Source organism: Pseudomonas sp. S3_A03 (assembly GCF_054668275.1).
The window spans coordinates 1,035,101-1,059,694 of record NZ_CP162753.1 but is presented as its reverse complement, the minus strand read 5'-3'; the positions used below and the strand labels follow the sequence as shown (position 1 = coordinate 1,059,694).

Here is a 24,594-nt window from a genome sequence, read left to right as displayed (position 1 = left end):
ACCTCCCACACGTTTGTGACGTCGCCTGCCCTCAACAAAATGGACGATAGGCAAACGCCGACAGTTCGATATTTTTGGAGGCCATGGTCGGCGCAGCGCCTGTGCAGCCGCTTACCACACCGCGATATGTGAGTCGGCCCTGGGCTCGGTGCCGCCGCACAGCACGCCGCTGAGCGGATCGCGCAGGATGATCTGCCCACGCCCGTAGTCGGTCAGGTCGCTGTCGGTCTGCACCTTGTGCCCGCGCCGTGCCAGCGCATTGACCAGGTCGCGGGAAGCGCCATGTTCGATGCCGACCTTCATGTCGCCCAGCCATTGCCAGCGCGGCGCGTCCAATGCCGCCTGAGGGTTGAGGCCGAAGTCCACCAGGTTCATCACCATTTGCACGTGGCCCTGGGGTTGCATATAGCCGCCCATTACGCCGAACGGCCCCAGCGCCTGACCACCCTGGCTGAGAAAGCCGGGGATGATGGTGTGGAAGGTTTTCTTGCCGGGTGCCAGGCAATTGGCATGAGTGGGGTCAAGGCTGAATTCCTGCCCGCGATTCTGCAGGGCGATGCCGCTGTCGGGCAGCACCACGCCGGAACCGAAGCCGTGGTAGTTGCTCTGGATAAACGAGACCATATTACCTTCGGCATCCGCCGTGGCCAGGTACACCGTGCCGCTGGCATGGGGGTCGCCGGGCTTGGGAGGCTGGGCCTGTTCGCCAATCTGGCCACGCCGGCGCGTGCTGTAGTCGTCGCTGAGCAGGTCGGCCACCGCCACGCGCATATGCGCAGGGTCGGTGATGTAGTGCAGGCCGTCGCTGTAGGCGAGCTTCATCGCTTCCAACTGACGATGCCAGGTTTGCTGGCTGTCGCGGTGGTCGAAGCTGAAGCCTTCAAGGATCTTCAACGCCATCAGTGCGACCAGGCCCTGGCCGCTGGGCGGGATTTCCCAAACGTCGACGCCCCGGTAATTGATGTGGATCGGCGCGACCCACTGCGCGCGGTAATCCTTGAGGTCGCTGGCGCGCAGGTAACCACCGCTGGCGCGCGAGTGCGCATCCAGGCGCTCGGCCAGGGCGCCGCGATACAGGCTTTCGCAGCGGGTGGCGGCCAGTTCTTCCAAGGTGCGGGCCTGGGCCGGGTTGCGAAAAATCTCCCCCGCCTGGGGCGCACGGCCGTTGATGAGGAACGTGTCGAACCAGGCCGCCAGCACGTCATCGCGGTGCGGGCTGAATTCGTTCAAGGCCAGCTGCCATTGATGGGCAACCACCGGTGACAACGGGAACCCCTCGCGCGCCAGGCTGATGGCCGGCTGCAGTAACTCGGCAAACGGCAACTTGCCGAAGCGTTGCGACAGCTCAGCCCAGGCCGATGGGCAGCCCGGCACGGTGACAGGGGTCCAGCCGTACAGCGGCATCTGTGGGTGCCCCGCCGCCTTGACCGCCTCGATACTCAAGCCCGCCGGCGCATGGCCGTTGCCGTTCAGGCCGTGCAACTGGCCCTTGCACCAGACCAGGGCAAACGCGTCGCCGCCCAGGCCGCAGCCGGTGGGTTCAACCACCGTAAGCGCCGCCGCCGTGGCAATGGCGGCGTCGATGGCATTGCCGCCGTTCTGCATGATCTGGATACCGGCCTGGGCGGCCAGTGGTTGGGAGGCGGCGACCATGCCGCGTCTGGCAAACACACTTTGGCGTTGCGACGGATAAGGGTATTCGTGAGCAGAGAATTTCAACATGGCAAAGGCTCTTGAAAAAGGGTCATAACACGCGGCTGAGAAACGCCCGGGTGCGCGGATGGCTGGGGTGGCTGAAAATCTGTTCCGGCGGCCCCTGTTCGATCAGCTCGCCCTGATCAAGCACCACCACGCGGTCGGCCACTTCACGGGCGAAGCCCATTTCATGGGTAACCACCACCATGGTCATGCCCTCCTCGGCCAGTTCTTTCATCACCTGCAAGACCTCGCCGACGGTTTCCGGGTCGAGGGCGCTGGTGGGTTCGTCAAACAGCATCGCCTGGGGCTTCATCGCCAGCGCACGGGCAATCGCCACCCGTTGCTGCTGGCCGCCGGAGAGCATCGACGGGTAATGGCCGGCCTTGTCCGCCAGGCCGACCCGCGCCAACAAGCCACGCGCCTGCTCCAGCGCCGCCGCGCGCGGCACGCCGAGCACCTGGATCGGCGCTTCGATGATGTTCTCCAGCGCCGTCATGTGCGGGAACAGGTTGAAGCGCTGGAACACCATGCCGATGTCGCGGCGCTGGCGGGCGATGTTGCGCTCCGACTCGCGCACCAGGCTGCCGTCGCTGCGTTCGCGATACCCCATGGCGCGGCCATTGACGCGTATGCGCCCGCCCTGAATGTCTTCAAGCAGGTTGATGCAACGGATAAAGGTGGTCTTGCCGGAGCCGGAGGCACCGATCAGCACCACCACTTCGCCGCGCCGCACTTGTAGGGAAATGCCCTTGAGGATCTGCAACTCGCCGAACGCCTTCTGAACATCCAGGGCCTCAATGATCAGCTCTTCACTTTGGTGCGCCATGCTTAACGTCCTCTCAGCAATTTGAGGGTGCTGCGACCGAACATGCGGCTGGCGGCCGGCGGTGGCGCTGACGGTCGATCGGACTGGCCGAAGCGGTGTTCGAGCCAGCGCTGGAAAAAGCCCCACAGCGTGGTCAGCGTGAGGAAATACAGGGCCACCACCAGGTACAACTCGAACACGCGAAAGGTCGCCGAGGTGATCATCTGCGTGCTGAGCAGCAATTCCTGCACGCCGATCACGCTGACCAGCGTGGTGTTTTTGAGCATCACGTTGAACTCGTTGCCCAGCGGCGGTACGATCACCCGGAACGCCTGGGGCAGCACGATGCGCCGCATCAATTTGGCAAAGCCCATGCCCAGGGAACGCCCGGCTTCGTATTGGCCCTTGTCCACCGCGCCGATGCCGGCGCGGATGATCTCGGCCATGTACGCGCCTTCATTCAGGCCCAGAGCAATGATCGCCGCCTGGATATTGCCGGGGATCATCAGCCCGAACAGCTCGATGTCCTCGAAGCGGAAGATCCCGCCGGCCGCCAGCGCGGTGTACAAAAACACGATCTGCACCAGTAACGGCGTGCCGCGCATCAGCCACACGTAAAAGCGCACCGGCAGGTGCAGCAGCGGGTTCTTCGACAGGCGCAACAGCGCCGCCCCCAGGCCCAGCGCGCAGCCGAGCAGCATCGCCAGCACGCTGATCAGGCACGTCAGCCACAGCCCGGTGAGGTACACCCCACTGGGCTGCAGCAGGTACTGCCAGAACACATCCCAATTGAAATTCATCGTGCGGTTGCCTCAGTCGAGTGTGTCGCTGCTGACATGCCATTTGTTTAGCAACTGCACGTAGCTGCCGTCGCTGCGCATGTCGCTGATGATCTGCTGCACGGCGGCGCTCAGTTGCGGGTCGTCCTTGCGCATGCCAAGGCCTGTGAGGATGCGGCTGAACGCGGGCACGCCTTCCTGGAACAGGTCCGGGGCCATCGCGGCGTAATAGCCGGCGGTTTCCACGGTGGTGCCATAGGCATCGACCTGGCTGATGCGCAAGGCCTGGAAGGCATCGGTGTCGGTGTTGTACACCACCAGTTTCATCGGTGGCTTGCCGGCCTTGGCGAGGCTCTCGTTGTGGGCGTCGAGCAGGGTCTTGATGGTGGAGCCGTTGAGCACCGCCACTTTGTGCGTGGACAGGTCATCCAGGGTCTTGATGCCCTTGGGGTTGCCCTTGGGCACCACCACCGACTGGCTGGAATACATGTAGTTGACGATGTCGATTACCTGGCGCCGCTCGGGCTTGTCGAACAGTTGGTCGACGATCATGTCGCACTGCTGGGCGAGCAGCGCGGGCACCAGGCCGGAGAACGGAATCACCCGCCACTGCACCTGTTTGTCGCCCAGGCGTTTGGCGATTTCCAAGCCCAGGTCAATGGTAAGCCCACGCGGTTTCTGGGCTTCGTCGAAGGACACCAGGGGCGGTGAATCCATCCCCGAGCAATAGGTGAGTTTGTCGACTTTTTGCAGGCGCTCCGGCACCTGCGGTGCGGCAGTTACCCATTGGCTGCAGAAAGCGAGAGAGATAGCCACCAGCAAGGCGCGGCGTTGTTTATGCATGACCAGACACTCCAGTTCGTTGAATAACGGGGCAGGACACAACGTCAAAACACGACAGCTTTCTTAGTGTTCGGATTGCAGAAATTGAATCAGCGCCGGCACCGTGCCTTCGATGTGCTCGCGCACCACGGCTTCGGCGCGACCGGCGTCGCCGGCGCGAATCGCATCAAGAATCACGGCATGTTCCTGACGCGCGCTGAGGGGTTTTTCGCTGTGCTGCAGCCACAAGCGCATGGGCGCCTCCACCAGCGAATACAGCGCCGATATCTGCTTCATCAGGCGCGGGCGGCCGCTGAGGCTGCACAGGTACTCGTGGAAGGCGCGGTGGCAGCGGACCCACGCGGCGCTCTCGTCGCGGTAGTCATCCATTTCGTCCAGCAGACGCTCCAACGCGGCCAGTTGGCGCTCACCGATGCGCCCGACGGCAACCCGCACCGCCAAGCCTTCAAGAGCGCTACGCATCTCGAACACCTCGTGCAGTTCTTCGATATCCAGGCCACTGACAATCGCGCCGCGGTTGGGACGCAGGGTTACCAGGCCCTGGGCATCCAGGCGCCGAAACGCTTCGCGCACCGGCATGCGGCTCATGCCGATCTCGCTGGCGATGTCCTCGGCGATCAACCGATCACCTTTGCGGTAGCGGCCGCCGCAGATGGCGTCGAGCAGGAAGTTGTAGGCCTCCTCCTCGGCAGTGAGGGGGCTGTCGACGGTCAATGTAAGCGGGAGCAAATTGCATGGGCGGGATCTCTGTATTTTTGTATCCAATTATCCACGGATACAATAAAGCAGAATCTGTGCCAGCCGACCCAGCGCCGCGTTAAGCGGCTGATTTGAATGGATTCGTTCGTTTATTCGCAGCAGAGATGGCAACCGAAGGGCGCGCTACGTGCTACCTAATGGCACAGCGACTGCCCGTTTCTGTGCCGCAAAGTAGCGGGTGAGCGCTGGACGGGCTAGCGCAGTTAGCTCGCGAGTGGGTCGCCTTTTGGGGTGTCGCCCTGCAGGAAAAACCGATTGCGGCCCGCCGCTTTGGCGCGGTAAAGCGACTGATCGGCGGCTTCGACAAACCCGAGCACCGGCTGCAACTGCGCGCCGGTCGCCGTAGCAATGCCAATGCTCACACTCACGCGCGCAAACGGGCTGCCCGGATGGGGAATGTTTTCCTGGTGCAGACGGTCGAGTATCAATTGCGCCACCACCTCTGCGCCCTGGCTGCCGGTCGCGGGCATGATGATTGCCATTTCCTCGCCGCCGTAACGTGCGACCAGGTCAGACGGGCGTCGCACACACGCTTGCAATAGCGTGGCGACCGCTTGCAGACAGGCATCGCCGGCAACGTGGCCGAGCGCATCGTTGAACCGCTTGAAGTGATCGATATCGATCATCAGCAAGGCCAGCGGTAAACCGTCGCGCTGTGCCCGGCGTGCTTCCACCGCCAGTGTTTCATCGAAACAGCGCCGGTTCGCCAGGCCGGTCAGCGCATCCTTCATCGCCAACAGTTCCAGTTGCCGGTTCGACTCAAGCAATTGTTGCTGAGCGATGTGCAACGCCGCTTCCGCGAGGGTGCGTCGGCGTATGTCCAGCAGCAGGAGCCAGCCGATCAGCCCGGTCAACCCCAAAGCCCCGCCACCACCACCGCCGATAGCGCCGCCTCGGTGCGCCATGCGGCGAGCGCTTCGTCCTTGCCCAACGCCACGGTGGTGATCAGTGGCAAGGTTTCGCTTTGCGAAACGCATACAGCCGCTCCACGCCATCCAGGCTGGAGGTGTACGAGGCGGTGCCAACGGATTGCTCGACCAGGTATTTGGCATAGATCGGCGACTTGGAAAAGTTGCGGCCCATGTCCTGCTCGCGGAAGGGATAGCGCACCAACAAGGTGCCATCGGTGTAGGACAAACCAATGGCGCCGTCCCGGCCGACGTCAATTTTGCCAAACACGCGCAAGAAATTCTCCACCCCCAGCGTCACGGCCACCACCCCGGCGAACTGCCCCTGAGCGTCATTGAAGCGACGGCTGATGGTGATCACCCACTCCCGATTGGAACGGCTCTGGATCGGCGGGCCAATAAACGGCTCACGGCTGGGATCGTCGCGATGGTGAATGAAATAAGCACGGTCGCGGCTGTTGGCCCCCACCGGAATCGGCCGGTTGGACGACATCAACCAGCGCCCCTGATTGTCATAGAGCGTGATGCCACTGAGCTGCGGCATCAAGGGCAGCTTGCGGTTGATCAGCGCACTGATTCGCTGGATCTGCGCCGGGCCATCGCCTTCGGTTTCCAGGCGCTCGACCAGCCCGAGCAACAACAGCGAGCTTTGCCGCACGACGCCTTCGGTGTAGGTGTTCAGTGCCTGGGTCAGGTTCAAGCCATGAACGTCTACCTCGGCCAGCGCCCGCTCACGGGACGACAGGATTTTCCAGACTGTCAGCGAGGTCAGCGAGCAGCCAATCATCAGCAGCAAGAGCATTACAAGGCGGGTATCACGCTTCACATCAGTACCTTAAGGAAGTCCGGTTTCCATTCCAGCCATCATTTGAACATCGGCACTTTACGGTGGCCACGTGTTCCCAGGCGCGAGCATACAAGCAGTGCGACGCGGCCGCAGCAACAGAGTGCGTGCTCGCACCCCCTTATTGATCGGGCTCAACGCATGCTCCAGGCCAAGCGACGCCTGACGTTCAGTCAGCTGCGTCGTTATCGGACGAGGGCACGCGGTCAATCCCGGAGTGCCGTTGGCAGGCTTGGCGCTGTCCTCGCCCGCGGGAGGACGGCTCTCGGGGTGGTCCCAATCGGTTGTCGCGTTAGGGTCTTCGTCACGGCCGGCAGTACCGATCACGCAGCCGTCTTCGTTGGGTGTGCCAGCTTCTTCAACGGGCCGGTACTGTTGGTTGGATGGCTCATGTTTCATGGAAAAATCTCCAGTTCACAGGATAGGAACCCGTTTGGAGCGACCGCTGAAGACCAAGTGCAACGAAAAGGACGAATGGCATGGGCGCAATGCCTTTAACCGGTGACTACTGCGGCCATTGTTCAAGCAGTATCGAAACGAATTTTTCCGCCGCCGGCGACAGTGATGCCCCGCGCCGGTAAACCAGGCCCAACGAACGGTTCACCACGGGTTCGATGAGCGGCACGCTGACCAAGGTCGGGTGATCGTGGGAAGGCATGGCCAGGCTTGGCATCGCCGAAACGCCCAGCCCGGCTTCCACCAGGCCCAGCGACGTCGAGAGGTGTTGCACCTCGTAAAACCACTGCGGGCGCCAGCTCAAGCCAGACAAGGCGTGATCCAGCAGCATGCGGTTGCCGCTCAGGCGCCCGACTCCGATCAAGCGGTAATCGCTCAGTTCAGACCAGGTGACCGACGTGCGCCCGGCCAACTCATGATCACGCCGGCAGGCCAGCACGAACGGCTCTATCACCAAGGGTACGAATTCGATATCCGGGTGTTGGCCACTCATCATGTTGATACCGAAATCGGCCTCCCCGCGCAGCACCGCTTCAAGCCCCTCGTTGGCGCTCAAGTCCAACAGGCGGATGCGGATTTTCGGGTAGCGCTCGTTGTACAGGCGAATCACCGACGGCAGGAAATAGAACGCGGCCGTCGGGATACACGCCAGGGTGACCCGGCCGATCTGGCGCTCGGCGAGTTCGCGGATGTTGAGAATCGACTCGTCGAAGTCATCCAGCAGGCGGCGCGCCTTGGGCAGAAAGTCGCGGCCGACGCTCGTGAGGCTGACCTTGCGCGTGGTGCGATCAAGCAATGCGGTGCCCAACCCTTCCTCGAGTTTTTTAATGCGGCGGCTGAGCGCGGGTTGCGACAGGTGCAATGCATCGGCGGCTTCGTGGAAGCTGCCCAGTTCGGCGATCTTCACGAAAGATCGAATATCGTTGAGCTCATAGTCCATGGCTTTTCTCATCGGCAGAGGGCGACGGGAGGTAATTTAGCGCACATTTTTCATTCGTCAAACGCAATAATCCTGTCAATCTTTGCATTGGAAACATTTCTGAAAGCTTGAGACTCTTGCCTCCAGAGCATCAATTACCTCGATTGATCAACAAGAGTCAGTCCCATGCAAAGAATTCCCCTGTGTGCTGATGCGCGGTGGCACCTCCAAAGGCCCGGTTTTTCTCGACTGGGATTTGCCGGCGGCCATTGAGGCCCGTGACGAACTGCTGCTTAACCTGATGGGCTCCGGCCACGAGCTGGAGATCGACGGCATCGGTGGTGGCAGCCCGCAAACCAGCAAGGTGGCGATTGTCAGCCCGTCGCTGCACCCGGACGCAGACGTGGATTACCTGTTCGTTCAAGTGATGGTGTCGCAACGCCGGGTCGACAGCGCGCCCAACTGCGGCAATATGCTGTGCGCCGTCGGCCCGTTCGCTATCGAACAGGGCCTGGTCAAAGGCACGCCGGGGCGCACCCGGGTACGCATTCGCAACGTCAACACGGGCACCTTTATCCATTCCGAGGTGTACACACCGGAAGGTAAAGTCAGTTATGAAGGCGACACCGCCATCGACGGCGTGCCCGGCACCGCAGCACCGGTGCAATTGACGTTCCTCGACGCAGCCGGCAGCAAGACCGGCAAACTCTTCCCCACCGGCAACACGCAAGACGTGATCGAAGGCATCGCGGTGACCTGCATCGACATGGCAATGCCGATGGTGCTGATCCAAGCCAGCCAACTGGGCAAGCGTGGCGATGAAAGCCCGGCTGAACTGGACGCCGATAAAGACTTCCTGCGCCGCCTTGAGTCATTGCGGCTCAAGGCAGGCCTGGCCATGGGCCTGGGCGATGTCAGCGACAAAGTGATTCCCAAGCCGGTACTGGTTTCGCCGGCCAAAGCCGGCGGTACGATCCAGGTCCGCTACTTCATGCCGCATAACTGCCACCGCGCCCTGGCCATTACCGGCTCGATTGGTTTGGCCACCGCCTGCGTGGCAGACGGCAGCATCGTCGCGCAGATGCTCGGCGGGGTCAGTACGCCGCGCCTGGAGGCGGTGCGTATCGAGCACCCCAGCGGCGGGATTGATGTTGTATTGTCCTACACCGGCGTCAAGGGTGAGACCATCCAGGCTTCCGTCGTACGGACCGCGCGCAGGCTTTTTCCGGCTACGTCTATGCCACGGACTCGCAGCGCCTCGCCGGATAATCTCGGCGGCCGTTGGCATTTTTGCATCCGCACAATTCTAAAAATGGGTGATGCCATGAAAGTTGTTAAATCGCTCTACTTCCAGATTCTCTGCGCCGTGGTGTTGGGCATCGTGGTCGGACACTTCTGGGCCCAGCAGGCTATTGCCCTCAAACCGCTGGGTGATGCGTTCATCAAGCTGATCAAGATGATGATTGCCCCCGTGGTGTTCTGCACCATCGTCACCGGCATCGCCGGGATGAGCGACAAACGCTCGCTCGGCCGCCTGCTCAGCAAAACCATGCTGCTGTTCTTCGGGCTCACGGTGATCAGCCTGGTGATCGGGCTGGTGGCGGTGTACGTGCTCCAGCCGGGTGCCGGCATGAACATCGACCCCAGCCAACTGAGTACCAAGGGCCTGGCCCAGTACACCGAGTCGGCCGCGAAGCTTGGGGTGGTGGAGTTTTTCATGCACATCATCCCCGACACCTTTATCGGTGCCTTCAGTAAAGGGGAAGTGCTGCCGGTGCTGTTTATCGCGGTGTTGTCCGGTTTTGCGTTGTCGTCACTGGGTGAACGTGGCAAGCCGGTGCTCGACGTACTCGAATCCGCCTCGCACATGGTGTTCAAGATCTTCGCCTACCTGATGCGTTTTGCGCCGGTCGGTGCTTTCGGCGCCTTGGCGTTCACCGTCGGCCAGTACGGCATCACCTCGCTGGGCTCGCTGGCCAAGCTGATCATGACCTTGTACATCGCCTGCGGCTTCTTCGTATTCGTCGTACTGGGCAGCGTTTGCCGCGCCAACGGTTTCAGCCTGTGGAAACTGCTGCGTTACTTTCGCGAAGAGTTCCTGGTGGTACTCGGCACGTCGTCCACGGAACCCGTCATGCCGCGCATGCTGGAGAAACTCGAAGCGCTGGGGTGCAAGAAAGGCGTGGTGGGCCTGGTGCTGCCCACCGGCTACTCGTTCAACCTGGACGGCACGGCTATCTACCTGTCGCTGGCGGCGATTTTCATTGCCCAGGCCTGCAACATTGACCTGAGCCTGACGCAGATCATTACCATGCTGGCGATCATGCTGCTGTCCTCCAAGGGCGCGGCCGGCGTGACCGGCAGCGGGTTCGTGGCACTCGCGTCGACCCTGACGGTCATTCACGACATCCCCTTGGCCGGCCTGGCGTTGCTGATCGGCGTTGACCGCTTCATGTCTGAAGCGCGGGCCCTGACCAGCCTGGCCAGCAACGCGGTCGCGACGGTGGTGATGTCGATGTCTGAAAATGCCTGCAACCGCGAAACGCTGGCGCGAATGCTCGACGCAAAGCCCGATGCGGCCCAGGCAGAAGCCTGGGAAGACCTGAAGGTCGCCAAACGCGTCTAGCGCCAACCGCAAACACCTACCCCTGACTTGACCGAGCCCCCCTCCCCGCCAGGCGCCATTGTGCCGCCTGGCGGGCAAGGGCCCGTGCGCCTCGGCGTCAGCCATTCTTACGATAACAACAAGAGACTCGTCCTATGCTCGCTTTCCTTGGCCTGGCCATGGTGGTCGTATTCACCGTCCTCATCATGACGAAGCGGTTGTCGCCGATCGTCGCGCTCACCGTGGTGCCCATCGTCTTCGCGGTGATTGGCGGTTTCGGCGGCACCACCGGCAAGATGATGCTCGACGGCCTGAAAATGGTCGCGCCGTCCGCCGCCTTGCTGCTGTTTGCCATCCTGTTCTTTGGCCTGATGATCGACGCGGGGTTGTTCGACCCGCTGATCCGCAAAATCCTCAAGCGCGTCAACGGCGACCCGATGAAAATCGCGGTGGGCACGGCGCTGCTGTCATTGCTGGTGGCTCTGGACGGCGACGGCACCACTACCTACATGATTACCTGCGCGGCGATGCTGCCGCTGTATAAGCGCATCGGCATGAACCCGATGATCCTGGCGACCATCTCCATGCTGTCGTTGAGCATCATGAGCGGCATGACGCCTTGGGGCGGCCCCGCGACCCGGGCCATCGCCGCGTTGGGCCTGGATGCCGGCGAATACTTCGTGCCGTTGCTGCCAACGATGATCGGCGGCGCCATGTGGGTGGTGTTCACCGCCTTCATACTGGGGCGGGCCGAGCGCAAGCGTATCGGCAACGTGCAACTGCAAAGCGGTGGCGGCGATTGCTACATCAACGCCATTCTTGAAAACACCCTCACAAGCGTCCGAAACTCGCCTACGTCAACCTGGCGCTGGTGGTTGCAGTGATGGTCGCGCTGGTGATGGGCCTCATGCACTCGGCGATCCTGTTCCTGATCGGCTTCGTGCTCGCGCTGATGATTAACTACCCGCAATTGGACATTCAGAAAGAACGCATCCTGGCGCACTCGGGCAACGCGATGACAGTGGTGCTGCTGGTATTTGCCGCCGGGATCTTTGCCGGGATTTTTTCCGGCACCAAGATGGTCGACGCCCTGGCGCAGACCCTGGTCGACTGGATTCCGCCGTCCTGGGGCCACCTGTTTCCGCTGGTGGTCGCGATCACCAGCATGCCGCTGACCTTCGTGCTGTCCAATGACGCCTACTATTTTGGCGTGGTACCGATCCTGGCCAATGCCGCGGCGGCATACGGCATCGACCCGGTGGAAATTGCCCGGGCCTCGATCCTCGGGCAACCGGTGCACCTGATGAGCCCGCTGGTCGCCTCGACCCTGTTGCTGGTGGGCATGGTCGACCGTGATATCGGCGACTTCCAGAAAGCCACCGTCAAATGGGCGGTGCTGACCTCCCTGGTGGTGACCGCGCTGGCCTTGCTCACCGGGGCCATCAGCCTGTTTACCTGATTCATCTCCCTGCAGCCTTCCAGCGCGCCTCGCTTACGAGGCGCGTGTTGCCCTGTACGCCGAATAACAACAACGAGACGTTTGCCATGAACCCTATGTATACCCGTCGGGCCCTTTTTTGCGCGTTCGGCCTGGCCCCCCTCGCCGGTGCCAATGCCGAAGGCTTTATTGATGACAGCAAGCTCAAGCTGCAACTGCGCAATGTGTATTTCAACGAGCACTTTCGCGACGAACACGGCATGAGCGCACGGGCCGCGAGGACGGCAAAAAGCGAGCGCACAGAATGGGCACAGGGTTTCCTGCTGGACTATCAGTCCGGGTTCACCGCAGGCACCCTCGGTTTGGGCGTGGATGCCCTGGGGCTCTATGGCGTCAAGCTCGATTCAGGGCGCGGTCGCAGCGGCACGGGGCTGATGCCGGTGCATGATGACGGCCGCGCGGCCGGTGAATTTGCCAGCGCCGGCGCCACCGTCAAAGCCCGGTTCGCCAAAACCACCGTCAAGTACGGCACCCTGCTGCCCAAGACCCCGGTGCTGATTTACAACGACGCACGCTTATTGCCACAGACCTACCAGGGTACCCAGGTCACTAGCACCGACATCGAGAACCTGATCGTCACTGGCGGGCACCTGGACCGCTTCAAGTTGCGCGACTCCACCGACAGCGTGCCGATCGTGCCGGATGGCTACAGCGGCGAAAAGTCAGGGGACTTCAACTACGCCGGCGCCGAATACAAATGGGGCAAGAGCACCCGCCTGAGCTATTTCTACGGCGAACTCGAAAATTTCTACCGACAGAACTTCGCCGGTATCCAGCACGACCTGCCGTTGGTCGGTGGCGTGCTGACCGCCGACCTGCGCTACTTCAACAGCGTTGATAGCGGCTCGGCGTACGCAGGCAAAATCGACAATGACCTGCTCAGCGGTCAATTGTCCTACGCAATCGCTGGGCATACGCTCGGCGGCGGCTACCAGACCCTGCGCGGCGATGCCGGTTTGCCCTACATCAGCGGTGCCACCGTGTACTCGTTCAGCAACGCCGGTATCGGCAAGTTCATCGAGGAGGACGAGAAGACCTGGATGCTCAACTACGGCTACAACTTCGCCGCCGTCGGCGTGCCGGGCCTGACCTTCTCCGCACGCTACCTGAGCGGCAATGACGGCAAGTCCACCACAACAGTCAAGGAATGGGAGCGTGACGCCGAGCTGGCCTACGTTGTGCAGGCCGGCACGTTCAAGGGGCTGGGTGTGCGCATGCGCAACTATGTCTACCGCTCCGAGTTCTCACGGGGCCGCGACAGCAACCGCCTCTACCTGACCTATGACATTGCCCTGTGGTAGTTCAATAAACGATGGGCTTCAGGCGTTTTTGCCCACTGGCCGGGGTCGCGTTCCACCCCCGGCCAACCGATCAGCCAGCTCAGGTTGCTTGTGCACTTAAACGCGGCGCGTCGACCAGAACAGCCACTATCTCGCCAGTATTTACGCAGCGGTTTTCTGCGCTAGCCTTGTCGTGTTCCGACTTCTTGCCCCGGTGAATTAATGGACAGGTTAACGAAAGCAGAAATTGAAGCGGCGCTGTCGGCGCGCCTGCCCAACTGCGCGGTCAAATGCGCGATCAACCCGGACAGCAGCCTGTCGGTTACGGTGTTGGCGCATGATGCCGAGCAGTTCACCATCGCCAATATCCAACGCGCGCACTATCACGGCCCATCGGGAATCAACCGGCTCACCCGGGAAATACTCGAAGAAATGGTCATGTCCAGGCAGTCGTCCCGACGGTCATCTGCGGGGTAATGGTTTCAAGGCCGGGCCCCGCTCGTCGAAGCGCTAAGCCTGTTCACCTGCCAGGGCCCGTTGATGAAAATGCGCCAGCCATTTCAAGGCATGCTCCGATGCGGCCTGTTGAACGTGCTCACGCCCGCCCATGAAGCGCTCTTTTCGACTGAACACACTCAGCCCGCGTCCGGTGCGAAAGGCCCACGCAAAACACACGGTGCCGGGCGGGATGCCGTCAACCGCGTCCGGGCCCAGTAGCCCCGTCGTCGCGATGGCAACATCCGCTGGGCTATCGCGCAGAGCGCCGCAAGCCATCTCTTGAGCCACCTCGCAACTGGTCAGGTTGAAGGTTTCCAGGGTGTACGCGCGTACGTTCAATAAGCGTTGTTTGGCTTGCGGCGAATAGACCACGTAGCCGCTTTCGATGCATGAACCCGCGCCCTCGACCTGCGACAGCAACGCGATGATTCTGCCGGCCGTGCATGACTCGGCCGTGGTGATAACCAATTGATTATGTTTAAGGTAATCGATGGTGGACGTGGCTACCGACATGCTCATGACTCCTGCGCGAAGGGCGTTTTCCTGATTGATTCTGGTAAAGCCCGGCGGGTTTGTAAAAAGAATTTCGAGATTTTGCTGCGGTCTACAAAAGACCACAACAGAGGGATTCCATCATGAGCTTCACCAAATTTTGCCAAGCACTTTCCAACCGGGCCGGCAGCCCAAAAACCTTCGTCGTGGCTGTAACGCTGATTGCCGTCTGGGCGCTCACGGGGCCGTACTTCCACTACGACGATACCTGGCAACTGATCATCAATACCTCGACCACGATCATCACGTTCTTGATGGTTTTTTTGATCCAGAACACGCAGAACCGCGACAACGACATTCTGCATTTGAAGCTCGATGAGTTGATCCGTGCCACCAAGGAAGCGCACAACACGGTCTTGTCCCTGGATAAGCTGGGCGCGCAAGAGCTCAAGAAACTGCGCGAGCAGTACAGCGCGCTGGGCCAGAACGACCCCGCTGGCGAGAACCTGCCCAAGGCGCGGGACGACGCCGCAGCGCGGGTGACCAACCACGATCAGCAACATTGAATGCCAGCCTCCTTCGGTCATTTGAATTGAACGATCATTTGCAGGCCCGCCTCTATCGCAGGACCAGCGAACGGAGGATGCCTTCATGATTGACTCAGCAACCGGAATGAGACCTGGCGAACGCTACGCAGTAGAGAACCAGGAACGAACGAAGAACTTTGGTGGTTTTTCCTGGATGGAAAATATTACCTGGGCCCGGAACTGATGACGGCGGTCGGCTGGCTGGAAGGCCAGACGTTTATCTACGACGAACTCGATGCCACAGGCGAGCCGGTGTTCCCCGACCGCGTTGCCGGCACGGTCGAAGACCTGACCCTGGTGTTGCACGATGGTGCTCGGCTGAAGCTGCGCCCGGTGCCGGTGCACGCGCCGCAGGATCCACCGGCCCCAGCGCCGGTCATGCAAAAACACCACGGCCGACTGCACGGCAAAACGGTGGTGATCACCGGTGCCTCCAGTGGCATCGGACGCGCCGCCGCCCATGCATTTGCCGAGCAAAACACCCGCCTGGTCCTGGCCGCCCGCGACCAGGCGGCCCTGGACGAGGTGGTCGAGGAATGTGCGGTGCGCGGTGCCGAGGCGATTGCGGTTAAAACCGATGTAACCCGCAACGATCAGATGCTGGCCTTGGCCGAACAGGCCGCTGCCTTTGGCAATGGCCGCATCGATATCTGGATCAACAATGCCGGTGTCGGCGCGGTGGGCAACTTCGAAAACACCCCGCTGGAAGCTCACGAGCAGGTGCTGCAAACGGACCTGCTGGGTTACCTGCGAGGCGCCTACGCGGCATGGCCTTATTTCAAGGCGCAGAACAGCGGGATCCTGATCAATACACTGTCGCTGGGAAGCTGGGTCGCCCAGCCCTACGCCGCCGCCTATTCAGCGAGCAAGTACGGCTTGCGGGGCTTGACGCAAGCGCTGCGCGGCGAACTGGTGGGTTTCCCGGACATTCACGTCTGCGACATTTACCCAGCGGTGATGGACACTCCGGGCTTTCGGGACGGCGGCAACTTTACCGGCCACGCCTTGAAGCCGCCGCCACCGGTGTACGACCCCCATCGTGTGGCGCAAGCGATGGTGGCCTGTGCGCTGCAACCGCGCAAAAGCACCACCGTGGGCGCTGCCGCCACCGTTGCTCGAATCGCCAACTTGGTGCTCCCGGCCTTCCCGCAACTGTCCGGTTGGCTTACCCGCTTCGGCCTCAATCGCAGCCCCCGCTGCGCGACGTCGTCGGGCAATCTATTCGCTCCTGCCACCGGCGAACGTCGCGTCGAAGGGGGCTGGCGACAAGCCGGCCATCCACCCTATTGGCTCGTGGCCGCAGGCGCCGCGTTGCTGGTCGGCGGCTTTGCGGTGGCGCGCAACTATCAAGCGAACCATAAGCGTCGCCCATAAATCAGGGGGCAACCGCCCCCTCCTTTGTTATTGGAGGTACCCGCATGTCTTACGATTACCAAGGTTCTGCCAGTGTTATCACCGCGTCACGCCATCTGGGAACGCCATCGGATGAATGTCTGAATGCCGACGTGGGTATCCACCTGAGCCGCTCAGAGAAACCGACCATTGCCACCCTGAAGTTCGATGCGCCCCTTCAGTGGCCGGGCAACCCTAACGTGGTCACCGTCAACCTGCCGGATGGCACGTCCGTCAGCGGTGTCATCGTCGACCTGCAACGGCCGGCTGAAGGCCCGGGCTGGGTAACCTTCACGGTGGATGACTGAGACATTCCCGGCCCTGGATAAGCCCGCCGGCTCGGCCATCGGTTTGTCGAACAACTTTTGAATCTTCGTGGGCGCCAAACATCTGTAGTTCATGAGCATAAGGAGGTCTCGTGAAACACAACTTATTCACTATCCGGTATCAGCTCCATGGTGAGCCCAAGTCCTTCATCGTGCGTGCGGCGCAGATGAACAATGCCCAAGCATGGCATTGGGCCAGTTGCGATGCCGGTGTGGCAGTCATACCCAGGTTTGGTCAACACACCCTCAAGCGTGTGTCCAAACCGATGGCGGAAAAATATGGCATCACGGATGTGCGCTGGAGCGGCTCCGAAGAGATCCAGTGGGCGGAGGGCCTCACACAATGAACAGCCAGACTCTTGATTACACGACCAGACAAATGTGGGACGAGGAGATGGCGCACAACGCCAAGATGTTTTTCGAGGCCGACCGACTGGACGCACAGGCGTACCAGATCATCGAGTCCTACAGCGGCGATGCGGCGACCTGGGCGCGCTTTCTCGAGGCCAAGAAAATTGCCGACGCGCAACGCACCGCAGCGTATCGAGACTGGATGCGCGTCCGACGCGCGATGCGCAACAAGTGAGCGTCAGCCCTGCGCAAGGCAGGGCTGAGAGTCGAGGCCCCCGACTCGGGATCTTTCGAAGGACCACCAGGGGCCACACCGCCCTGATCGACGTGCGCGTCAGCTGGGCGGTCGGCCGCTTCGTCTTGCGGTGTACCGTTTCGTTTAGCCGTTTCGGGACGCACCTTTTGCTCGGGTTGCGCCTGGTTGCGGCGTGTTCGCTGATTCATCCTGGCACCTGCCTTTTATTTCCGCCCGCCTCCCGGCAGTACGCCGGCCAGCACTTGCTTGGCGGTTTGTACAATGACGCCCGCTTCATCCGGATCGCCTTTGAGCAACGTGGTGGCGAATTTCTTCGCCTGCTCCAGTTTGATATGCGGCGGCAACGGCGGCACGTTGGGGTCGGTCTTGAACTCGATCAACACCGGCACTTGCGCGGCCAGGGCCTGCTCCCACGCGGCGGCCACCTGCTCCTCGCGCTCGACAAAAATGCCCTTGAGCCCAAGCGAAATCGCAAACAAGTGGTAGGGCACATCCGGGATAGCCTGCGAAGCTTCGAACTTGGGGTCGCCTTCCATCACGCGCTGCTCCCACGTGACCTGGTTCAGGTCTTCATTGTTGAACACCGCACAGATCCATTGCGGGCTTTGCCATTGCCGCCAATATTTGGCCACCGTGATCAGCTCGGCCATGTTGTTCATCTGCATTGCGCCGTCGCCCACCAGGGCAATCACGGTGCTGTGCGGATGAGCGAACTTGGCTGCGATGGCATAAGGCACGGCCGCGCCCATGGAGGCCAGGCCGCCGGACAGCGAACATTGCATGCCACGACGAATCTTCAGGTCGCGGGCAAACCAGTTGGCGCATGAGCCCGAGTCGCTGGTGATGATGGCGTGGTCGGGCAAGCGCGGCGACAGCTCGTGCACCACCCGTTGCGGGTTGATCGGCGTGGCCTTGGCCAGGGCACGTTTCTCCAGGGTTTTATCCCACGTGGCACGCCAGCCCTCGACCTGCTTGCGCCATTTGCGCGAGGTCTTGCGCTTGAGCAAGGGCAATAACGCCGAAAGGGTTTCGGCGGCATCGCCGAGCAGGTTCACCTCCATGGGATAACGCAGGCTCAGCATGTCGGGTTGCAGATCAATCTGCACGCCACGCGCCTGGCCTTCCTGGGTAGGAACTCGGCATAGGGAAAGCCCGAACCGATCATCAGCAAGGTGTCGCACTGGGTCATCAGTTTGTAGCTGGGCTCGGTGCCCAGCAGGCCGATGCTACCGGTCACCCAGGGCCAGTCATCCGGCAACACGGCCTTGCCGAGCAACGCCTTGGCCGCACCGGCGCCCAAGGCATCGGCGACGGCAAGCACTTCATCGGTGGCGGCCAGCGCACCGGCGCCGACCAGGATGGCGACCTTCTCCCCGGCGTTCAACACCTCGGCGGCGCGCTGCAGGTCGGCCTCGTAAGGCACGATGCGCGGCTTGGTATAACCCACGCCGGAATGCAGGGTGCCGTGGGCCCTGGCGGGCGGCTCATAGGCCGCCTCCTGCACATCGTTGGGCAGGATGATCGCCGTCACCCGGCGCTCGCCGACCGCCGTGCGTACGGCCCGGTCCACCAAGTGGCGCACCTGCGCGGGCACCGTGGCCTGTTGCACGAATGCCCCCGCCACATCCTTGAACATCGAAACCAGGTCCAGCTCCTGCTGATAATGGCCTCCCAAGGCTGCCCGCGCCTGCTGCCCGACAATGGCCAACACCGGCATGTGGTCCAGGCGCGCGTCATACAGCCCGGTGATCAGGTGCGAGGCACCCGGCCCGGAGGTGGCGATGCACACCCCCAACTCGCCCGTGAACTTGGCGTGGGCTGAAGCCATGAACGCGGCCATTTCTTCGTGACGGGCCTGGATGAATTCGATCTTGCCCTGGGCCCGGCGCAAGGCGCCGAACACGCCGTTGATGCCGTCACCCGGATAGCCAAAGATACGAGTCACGCCCCACTGGCTGAGCCGCTCGACCAGAAAGTCGCCTACTGTCATCGTCATCGGATGCCTCGCTGATATCAGAGAATCGGTTTGCCACCCGTTACGCCGTAGCGTTCGCCGGAGATGTAGCTGCCTTCATCCGACGCCAGCAGCACATAGATAGGCGCCACCTCGACCGGTTGGCCGGGGCGTCCCAAGGGCGTACTGCCACCGAAGTGTTTGATCGAGTCTTCGGTCATCGTCGATACGATCAGCGGTGTCCAGATCGGCCCGGGCGCTACGCTGTTGACGCGGATCCACGCTTGCCAAGCATTTGCGCCAGGCCCGCGGTGAAGTTGGCAATCGCGCCTTTGGTCGCCGCGTACGGCAACAAGGTAGGGTTGGGTGCATCGGAATTGACCGAGCTGGTGTTGATGATCGAGCTGCCCTCGGCCATGTGCGGCAGCGCGGCCTTGCAGATCCGGAACATCGCCGTGACGTTGACATTGAAGGTCTTCAGCCAATCCTCGTCGGGGATGTCTTCGAGCGTCTCGTAGGTCATTTGGTAGGCCGCGTTGTTGACCAGCACATCGATGCGCCCGAACTTCTCCACGGTGTCGTTGACGATCGCCGCGCAGTGCGCCGCGTCGTCCAGATCGCCGGGCAGCAACAGGCATTGGCGCCCTGCCGCCTCGACCCAGCGCGCGGTTTCCTTGGCGTCTTCATGCTCGTCCAGATAGGACACCGCCACATCCGCGCCTTCGCGCGCAAAGGCAATGGCCACGGCGCGTCCGATGCCGCTGTCGGCACCGGTCACCAAGGCAATCTTGTTGGCCAACCGACCCGAGCCTTTATAGGTTTGCTCGCCGCAGTCGGGCATCGGGTCCATCTTGCGCTGATCACCGGGAACGGGTTGTTGCTGTGGGCTGAACGGCGGTTTTGGATAGTTGCTCATCGCGGGTTCCTCCGGGTTGTGAATATTCTTGCGAGGCCGGGCCGGAAGGGTTAGTTCAGACAAATTTGCAGAAAATCGGATAACCGTCAGGTGCATGCGCGCCGCTCGTCAGTCTGGATAAACCTTTCCAGGTTTTTTCGTCTCAACCGTGAGGTAAAGGTCGCAGGCGTTCTGTTACAGGTAGGCTTTCAGCTATATTTCATTTCCGTTGCGCCCTCCCCCACGCTTGAATTCGTACCCTCTACACACTCTTCACGTGCGCAGTTAAAAAGGTTGGCATTTATGAAGTCTGCCCCCTGCGGTCTCCGAACGTTCCGCAACGCAAGGAATTGACCCCCAGCAATCTGGATTTCCCGGTGGTGGGAATTGGCGCGTCGGCAGGCGGGCTGCAAGCGGTGAAGAGTTTTTTTGAACACATGCCCAAAGACTGCGGCATGGCGTTCGTGGTGATCCTGCACCTGTCCCCCGACCATCAGAGCGTGGCGGACAAGATCATCCAGGAGTCGACCGGCATGCCGGTCACCCAGGTCAACAGCACCATGGCGATCGAAAAAAACCAGGTGTATGTCATTTCGCCCGCGCAGTTGTTGACGATGAATGATGGCTATCTGGCCTTATCGCCGTCGGTACGCGAAGGCGGCTCGCACATTGCCATCGACCTGTTTTTTCGCGACCTGGCCGACACCCATAAAGAACGCGCGTTTTGCCTGGTGCTGTCCGGTACCGGCTCCGATGGCGCGGTAGGGCTTTCACGGATCAAGGAGCAAGGCGGCATCACGCTGGTACAAACGCCGGAAGATGCCGAGTTCGACGGCATGCCCCTGGCCGCGCTGGAAACGCAAATGGTCGACCTGGTACTGCCCGTGGTGGAGATGCCACAGAAGTTGCTGGAGCTGTGGCGCAATGCCCAAGCGATCATCCTGCCCACCGCCAATGACCCCGAGATCCGCACCATCCCGCCGGCCAACGAGCGCGATGCGGCCGTGGCGGAGCAGTTGTTGCTGGACATCCTGATCCAACTGCGCGCCAGTACCGGCCATGACTTCAAGCACTACAAGCGCGCCACCGTGCTGCGCCGTATCGAGCGTCGCCTGCAAGTGACGGCGCAACCGGACCTGGCGACCTATTACAACTTTTTGCAATCACACCCGGAAGAAACCAAGGCATTGCTGGGCGATATGCTGATCGGCGTGACCAACTTCTTCCGCGACCGCGAGGCCTTCGAAGCCCTTGAGCGGGATGTGATCCCCAACCTGGTCAAGTCCCTGGAAGACAGCGCGCCGCACCGCGAGGAAGTGCGTATCTGGTCGGCCGGCTGCTCCACCGGTGAGGAGGCCTACAGCCTCGCGATGCTGGTGACCGAGCAACTGGCGCTGGATGCCAGCAACGCCAAGATGCAAGTGTTTGCCACCGATATCGATGAGCGTGCGATTACCCACGGCCGCAACGGTGTGTATCCCGAAGCGATCATCACCGACGTGCCGCCGTCACGCTTGCGCCAGTACTTCGCCAAGGAGAAAAACCAGCACTACCGCGTGCGCAAGGAGATTCGCGAAAAGGTGCTGTTCGCCAAGCACAGTCTGCTGGCTGACCCACCGTTCTCGCAGATAGATCTGATCGTGTGCCGCAACCTGCTGATCTACCTGGACCGAGACGTGCAGCGCGACATCCTGCAACTGTTCCACTTTGCGCTGCGCCCCGGTGGCTACCTGTTCCTGGGTTCATCGGAGTCGGCCGACGGTTGCCTCGACCTGTTTGTGCCGGTGGACAAGCGCAACCGTATCTTCCGGGTGCGCGCCGGCTCCTCCGCGGTGCGTCGCGCGCCCACCATGCCGCGTGGCGGTTACCTGCGCCCGAACACCACCGCCGTTGCCGCCGCGGCGCCGGCGCCCAACAAGGTTTCGTTCGCCGATATCCACCTGCGCGCCCTGGCCAAGGCCGCACCGCCTAGCGTGATTGTCGATATCCACGCCGATATCCTGCACATGAGCGAAGGCGCGGGACGCTTCCTGCGTTATGTCGCCGGGGAAATCACCCACAACCTGCTGGCGCTGGTCCACCCCGACCTGCGCCTGGATATCCGCACTACTCTGTTCCAGGTCCAGCAATCGAACACCTGCGTGACTTCGCGCAAGGTTCGCATCCAACGCGAACAGGGCACTTACCTGGTGGACATCAGCGCCCGCCCCTACCGCGACGAGGCCACCGAAAACGACTATGTGCTGGTGATGTTCCAGGAAGCCGAAATCGACCCGCAACAGTCCGAGGCCGACACCGTCAGCCATGCGGAAAACCAGATCATGAGCAACCTGGAGCGCGAGCTGCAACGCACCAAGCTGCACCTGCAGGACACCATTGAGCATGCGGAAGTCTCCAGCGAGGAACTCAAGGCCTCCAACGAGGAAATGCAGGCGATCAACGAAGAGTTGCGCTCGGCCACCGAGGAACTGGAAACCAGCAAGGAAGAGCTGCAATCGATCAATGAGGAACTGTTGACGGTCAATTACGAGCTCAAGACCAAGGTTGAAGAGACGGACAAGGTCAACGACTACCTGACCAACCTGATCGCCTCCACCGACATCGCCACCGTGTTCGTCGACCGCAACATGCGCATCCGCTGGTTCACCCCGCGTGCCACCGATATTTTCAGCATGCTGCCGGTGGACACCGGGCGCTCGCTGATGGACATCACGCACCGCCTCGACTACCCGCAAATGAGCGATGACGCGACGAACGTGTTTGAGTCGCTGAGCATGATCGAACGCGAGATCAGCAGTAAGGATGCGCGCTGGTACATCGCGCGGTTGCTGCCCTACCGCTCCAGCGAAGACCACATCGACGGCACCGTGCTGACCTTTATCGATATCACCAAGCGGCGCCAGGCCGAAGAGGAACTGCGCCTGGGCGAAGAACGCATGCGCCTGGTGGCCGAAAGCACCCATGATTTCGCCATCATCATCCTCAATGACCACGGCGCCATTACCGACTGGAACACCGGCGCCGAACTGATCTTCGGCTACACCAAGAACGAAGTGCTGGGCGCTTATTACGACCTGATTTTTTCGCCCGAGGACCGCTCCGCCGGCGTGCCGGAGAGCGAACTGCGCGCGGCCCGCGAACATGGGCGTGGCGAAGATGAACGCTGGCATGTGCGCAAGGACGGCAGCCGGTTCTATTGCAGCGGCGAAGTCACCCTGCTCAAGAGCGCAAGCTTGCAGGGCTACGTGAAGATTGCCCGTGACCTCACCGGGCATAAACGCACCCAGGACGAACAGAGTCAGCGGTTGATGGAAACCCAGACCAACAGCCATCTCAAGGATGAGTTCTTCGCGGTGATGTCGCACGAACTCAAGCACCCATTGAACCTGATCCAGCTGAACGCCGAATTGCTGCGGCGCCTGCCCGCCACCAAGTCGGCGGGCCCTGCGATCAGGGCGGTGGATACCATCTGCGAGGCCGTGTCCAGCCAGGCGCGGATCATCGACGACCTGTTGGACGTCGCTCGGGTGCGTACCGGTAAGCTCAAGCTGAAAAAACAACCGGTCGACCTGATTCGCACACTCCAGGATATCCATAGCGTGGTGCTCGCAGACGGGCATCGTCGCCAGGTGACCCTGCAAACGCCATCCGAAGGTGGAGCGCTGATCGTCGACGCAGACCCGACGCGCATCGAGCAAGTGATCTGGAACCTGATCAACAATGCGCTTAAGTTCACGCCGGAGAATGGCCAGGTGCAGTTGGTGGTCAGCCGCAAGGTCGGGCACGCCCAGTTGGACGTGATCGACAGCGGCGCCGGGCTCGCCGACGACAGCCTGGAAAAAATCTTCGACCTGTTCGGGCAAGCCGAAAACCAGCACCAGACCCATCAGCGCGAGGGCCTGGGGATCGGCTTGTCGCTGGTACGCCAATTGGTCGAAGCGCACGATGGCACGGTGAGTGTTCACTCCAAAGGCCTGGGCTTTGGTTGCACCTTCTCCATTCTGTTGCCACTGAGCCTGCAACAACACCACCTGCCGGACGCCAGCGACACTCAGGCCGAGGACGAGCGTTTGAATGGCGTCAAGGTGCTGTTGGTGGACGATTCGGCGGAGGTGCTTGAAGTACTGAATTTATTGCTGGAAATGGAAGGCGCCGAGGTCAGTGCGTTCAGTGATCCGCAGAACGCCCTTGAAAACGCCCGCGAGGCTCAATACGACGTGATTATTTCCGACATCGGCATGCCGAAAATGAACGGTCATGAGCTGATGCGCAAACTGCGCAAGATCGACCATCTGCACAAGGTTCCCGCCATTGCCCTGACCGGTTACGGTGCCAGCACGGACCAGAAAAAGCACGCCGAATCGGGCTTCAACACCCATGTCAGCAAACCCGTGGCCCATGACTCGTTGATCAGCCTGATCGAAAAACTCTGCCGCTCACAGCGGTAGG

14 protein-coding genes and 7 pseudogenes are annotated in these 24,594 nt (G+C 61.5%); 11 read left to right on the top strand and 10 right to left on the bottom strand.

Annotated features, from left to right (window positions below; genetic code table 11):
• Positions 1-111 precede the first annotated feature (111 nt).
• The 7 genes and pseudogenes from AB4O25_RS04555 to AB4O25_RS04525 all read right to left on the bottom strand — a co-directional run bounded on the left by AB4O25_RS04555 (position 112) and on the right by AB4O25_RS04525 (position 8,032).
• The gene (locus AB4O25_RS04555) at positions 112-1,722 is read right to left on the bottom strand and encodes a gamma-glutamyltransferase family protein (protein WP_017529064.1); all 1,611 of its coding nucleotides are present in this window, start codon (positions 1,720-1,722) and stop codon (positions 112-114) included.
• 22 nt (positions 1,723-1,744) lie between these two features.
• Positions 1,745-2,524, bottom strand: coding sequence for an amino acid ABC transporter ATP-binding protein (locus AB4O25_RS04550; RefSeq protein ID WP_017529063.1), 780 nt, complete (start codon positions 2,522-2,524; stop codon positions 1,745-1,747).
• Positions 2,525-2,526: 2 nt separating this feature from the next.
• A complete protein-coding gene (locus AB4O25_RS04545; RefSeq protein ID WP_017529062.1) occupies positions 2,527-3,303 on the bottom strand; it encodes an amino acid ABC transporter permease in 777 nt (258 codons plus the stop codon).
• Between the two features lie 12 nt (positions 3,304-3,315).
• The gene (locus tag AB4O25_RS04540; protein WP_017529061.1) at positions 3,316-4,125 is read right to left on the bottom strand and encodes an ABC transporter substrate-binding protein; all 810 of its coding nucleotides are present in this window, start codon (positions 4,123-4,125) and stop codon (positions 3,316-3,318) included.
• 63 nt (positions 4,126-4,188) lie between these two features.
• Positions 4,189-4,861: pseudogene (locus AB4O25_RS04535) on the bottom strand (GntR family transcriptional regulator).
• Positions 4,862-5,087: 226 nt separating this feature from the next.
• A pseudogene (locus AB4O25_RS04530) lies at positions 5,088-6,618 on the bottom strand (sensor domain-containing diguanylate cyclase).
• 523 nt (positions 6,619-7,141) lie between these two features.
• Entirely contained in the window at positions 7,142-8,032 is an 891-nt protein-coding gene (locus tag AB4O25_RS04525; RefSeq protein WP_017529057.1) for a LysR family transcriptional regulator, read from the bottom strand.
• A gap of 190 nt (positions 8,033-8,222) precedes the next feature.
• On the opposite strand from AB4O25_RS04525, the pseudogene AB4O25_RS04520 reads away from it, so the two are divergent.
• The 5 genes and pseudogenes from AB4O25_RS04520 to AB4O25_RS04500 all read left to right on the top strand — a co-directional run bounded on the left by AB4O25_RS04520 (position 8,223) and on the right by AB4O25_RS04500 (position 13,871).
• Positions 8,223-9,280, top strand: a pseudogene (locus AB4O25_RS04520) (4-oxalomesaconate tautomerase).
• Positions 9,281-9,323: 43 nt separating this feature from the next.
• The gene (locus AB4O25_RS04515; protein WP_460150568.1) at positions 9,324-10,637 is read left to right on the top strand and encodes a dicarboxylate/amino acid:cation symporter; all 1,314 of its coding nucleotides are present in this window, start codon (positions 9,324-9,326) and stop codon (positions 10,635-10,637) included.
• Between the two features lie 134 nt (positions 10,638-10,771).
• A pseudogene (locus AB4O25_RS04510) lies at positions 10,772-12,075 on the top strand (CitMHS family transporter).
• A 95-nt stretch (positions 12,076-12,170) separates the two neighbouring features.
• Positions 12,171-13,415, top strand: a complete 1,245-nt coding sequence (locus AB4O25_RS04505; protein ID WP_460150941.1) for an OprD family porin — start codon at positions 12,171-12,173, stop codon at positions 13,413-13,415.
• Between the two features lie 201 nt (positions 13,416-13,616).
• Positions 13,617-13,871 (top strand): hypothetical protein, encoded by a 255-nt coding sequence (locus AB4O25_RS04500; RefSeq protein ID WP_065879125.1) that lies wholly within the window; start codon positions 13,617-13,619, stop codon positions 13,869-13,871.
• Positions 13,872-13,904: 33 nt separating this feature from the next.
• Here the strand turns inward: AB4O25_RS04500 and AB4O25_RS04495 are convergent, their stop codons facing one another.
• On the bottom strand, positions 13,905-14,405 hold the full coding sequence (locus AB4O25_RS04495; RefSeq protein ID WP_460150567.1) for a CinA family protein: 501 nt from the start codon (positions 14,403-14,405) through the stop codon (positions 13,905-13,907).
• A 122-nt stretch (positions 14,406-14,527) separates the two neighbouring features.
• Here AB4O25_RS04495 and AB4O25_RS04490 point away from each other — a divergent pair, with 122 nt between their 5' ends.
• The 5 genes and pseudogenes from AB4O25_RS04490 to AB4O25_RS04470 all read left to right on the top strand — a co-directional run bounded on the left by AB4O25_RS04490 (position 14,528) and on the right by AB4O25_RS04470 (position 17,275).
• Positions 14,528-14,950 (top strand): low affinity iron permease family protein, encoded by a 423-nt coding sequence (locus AB4O25_RS04490; protein WP_116078860.1) that lies wholly within the window; start codon positions 14,528-14,530, stop codon positions 14,948-14,950.
• Between the two features lie 85 nt (positions 14,951-15,035).
• Positions 15,036-16,345: pseudogene (locus tag AB4O25_RS04485) on the top strand (SDR family oxidoreductase).
• A gap of 44 nt (positions 16,346-16,389) precedes the next feature.
• Positions 16,390-16,671: a hypothetical protein gene (locus AB4O25_RS04480; RefSeq protein ID WP_116078864.1), complete on the top strand. Its 282-nt coding sequence runs from the start codon at positions 16,390-16,392 to the stop codon at positions 16,669-16,671.
• A gap of 110 nt (positions 16,672-16,781) precedes the next feature.
• Positions 16,782-17,036, top strand: a complete 255-nt coding sequence (locus tag AB4O25_RS04475) for a DUF6555 family protein (protein ID WP_065879130.1) — start codon at positions 16,782-16,784, stop codon at positions 17,034-17,036.
• The gene (locus tag AB4O25_RS04470; protein WP_065879131.1) at positions 17,033-17,275 is read left to right on the top strand and encodes a hypothetical protein; all 243 of its coding nucleotides are present in this window, start codon (positions 17,033-17,035) and stop codon (positions 17,273-17,275) included. Before AB4O25_RS04475 ends, AB4O25_RS04470 begins: the two co-directional genes overlap by 4 nt.
• A gap of 224 nt (positions 17,276-17,499) precedes the next feature.
• Here the strand turns inward: AB4O25_RS04470 and AB4O25_RS04465 are convergent.
• Both AB4O25_RS04465 and AB4O25_RS04460 read right to left on the bottom strand, forming a co-directional pair.
• A pseudogene (locus AB4O25_RS04465) lies at positions 17,500-19,292 on the bottom strand (thiamine pyrophosphate-requiring protein).
• Between the two features lie 17 nt (positions 19,293-19,309).
• Positions 19,310-20,166: pseudogene (locus AB4O25_RS04460) on the bottom strand (SDR family oxidoreductase).
• Positions 20,167-20,495: 329 nt separating this feature from the next.
• On the opposite strand from AB4O25_RS04460, the gene AB4O25_RS04455 reads away from it, so the two are divergent.
• On the top strand, positions 20,496-24,593 hold the full coding sequence (locus AB4O25_RS04455) for a CheR family methyltransferase (RefSeq protein ID WP_460150566.1): 4,098 nt from the start codon (positions 20,496-20,498) through the stop codon (positions 24,591-24,593).
• Position 24,594 lies beyond the last annotated feature (1 nt).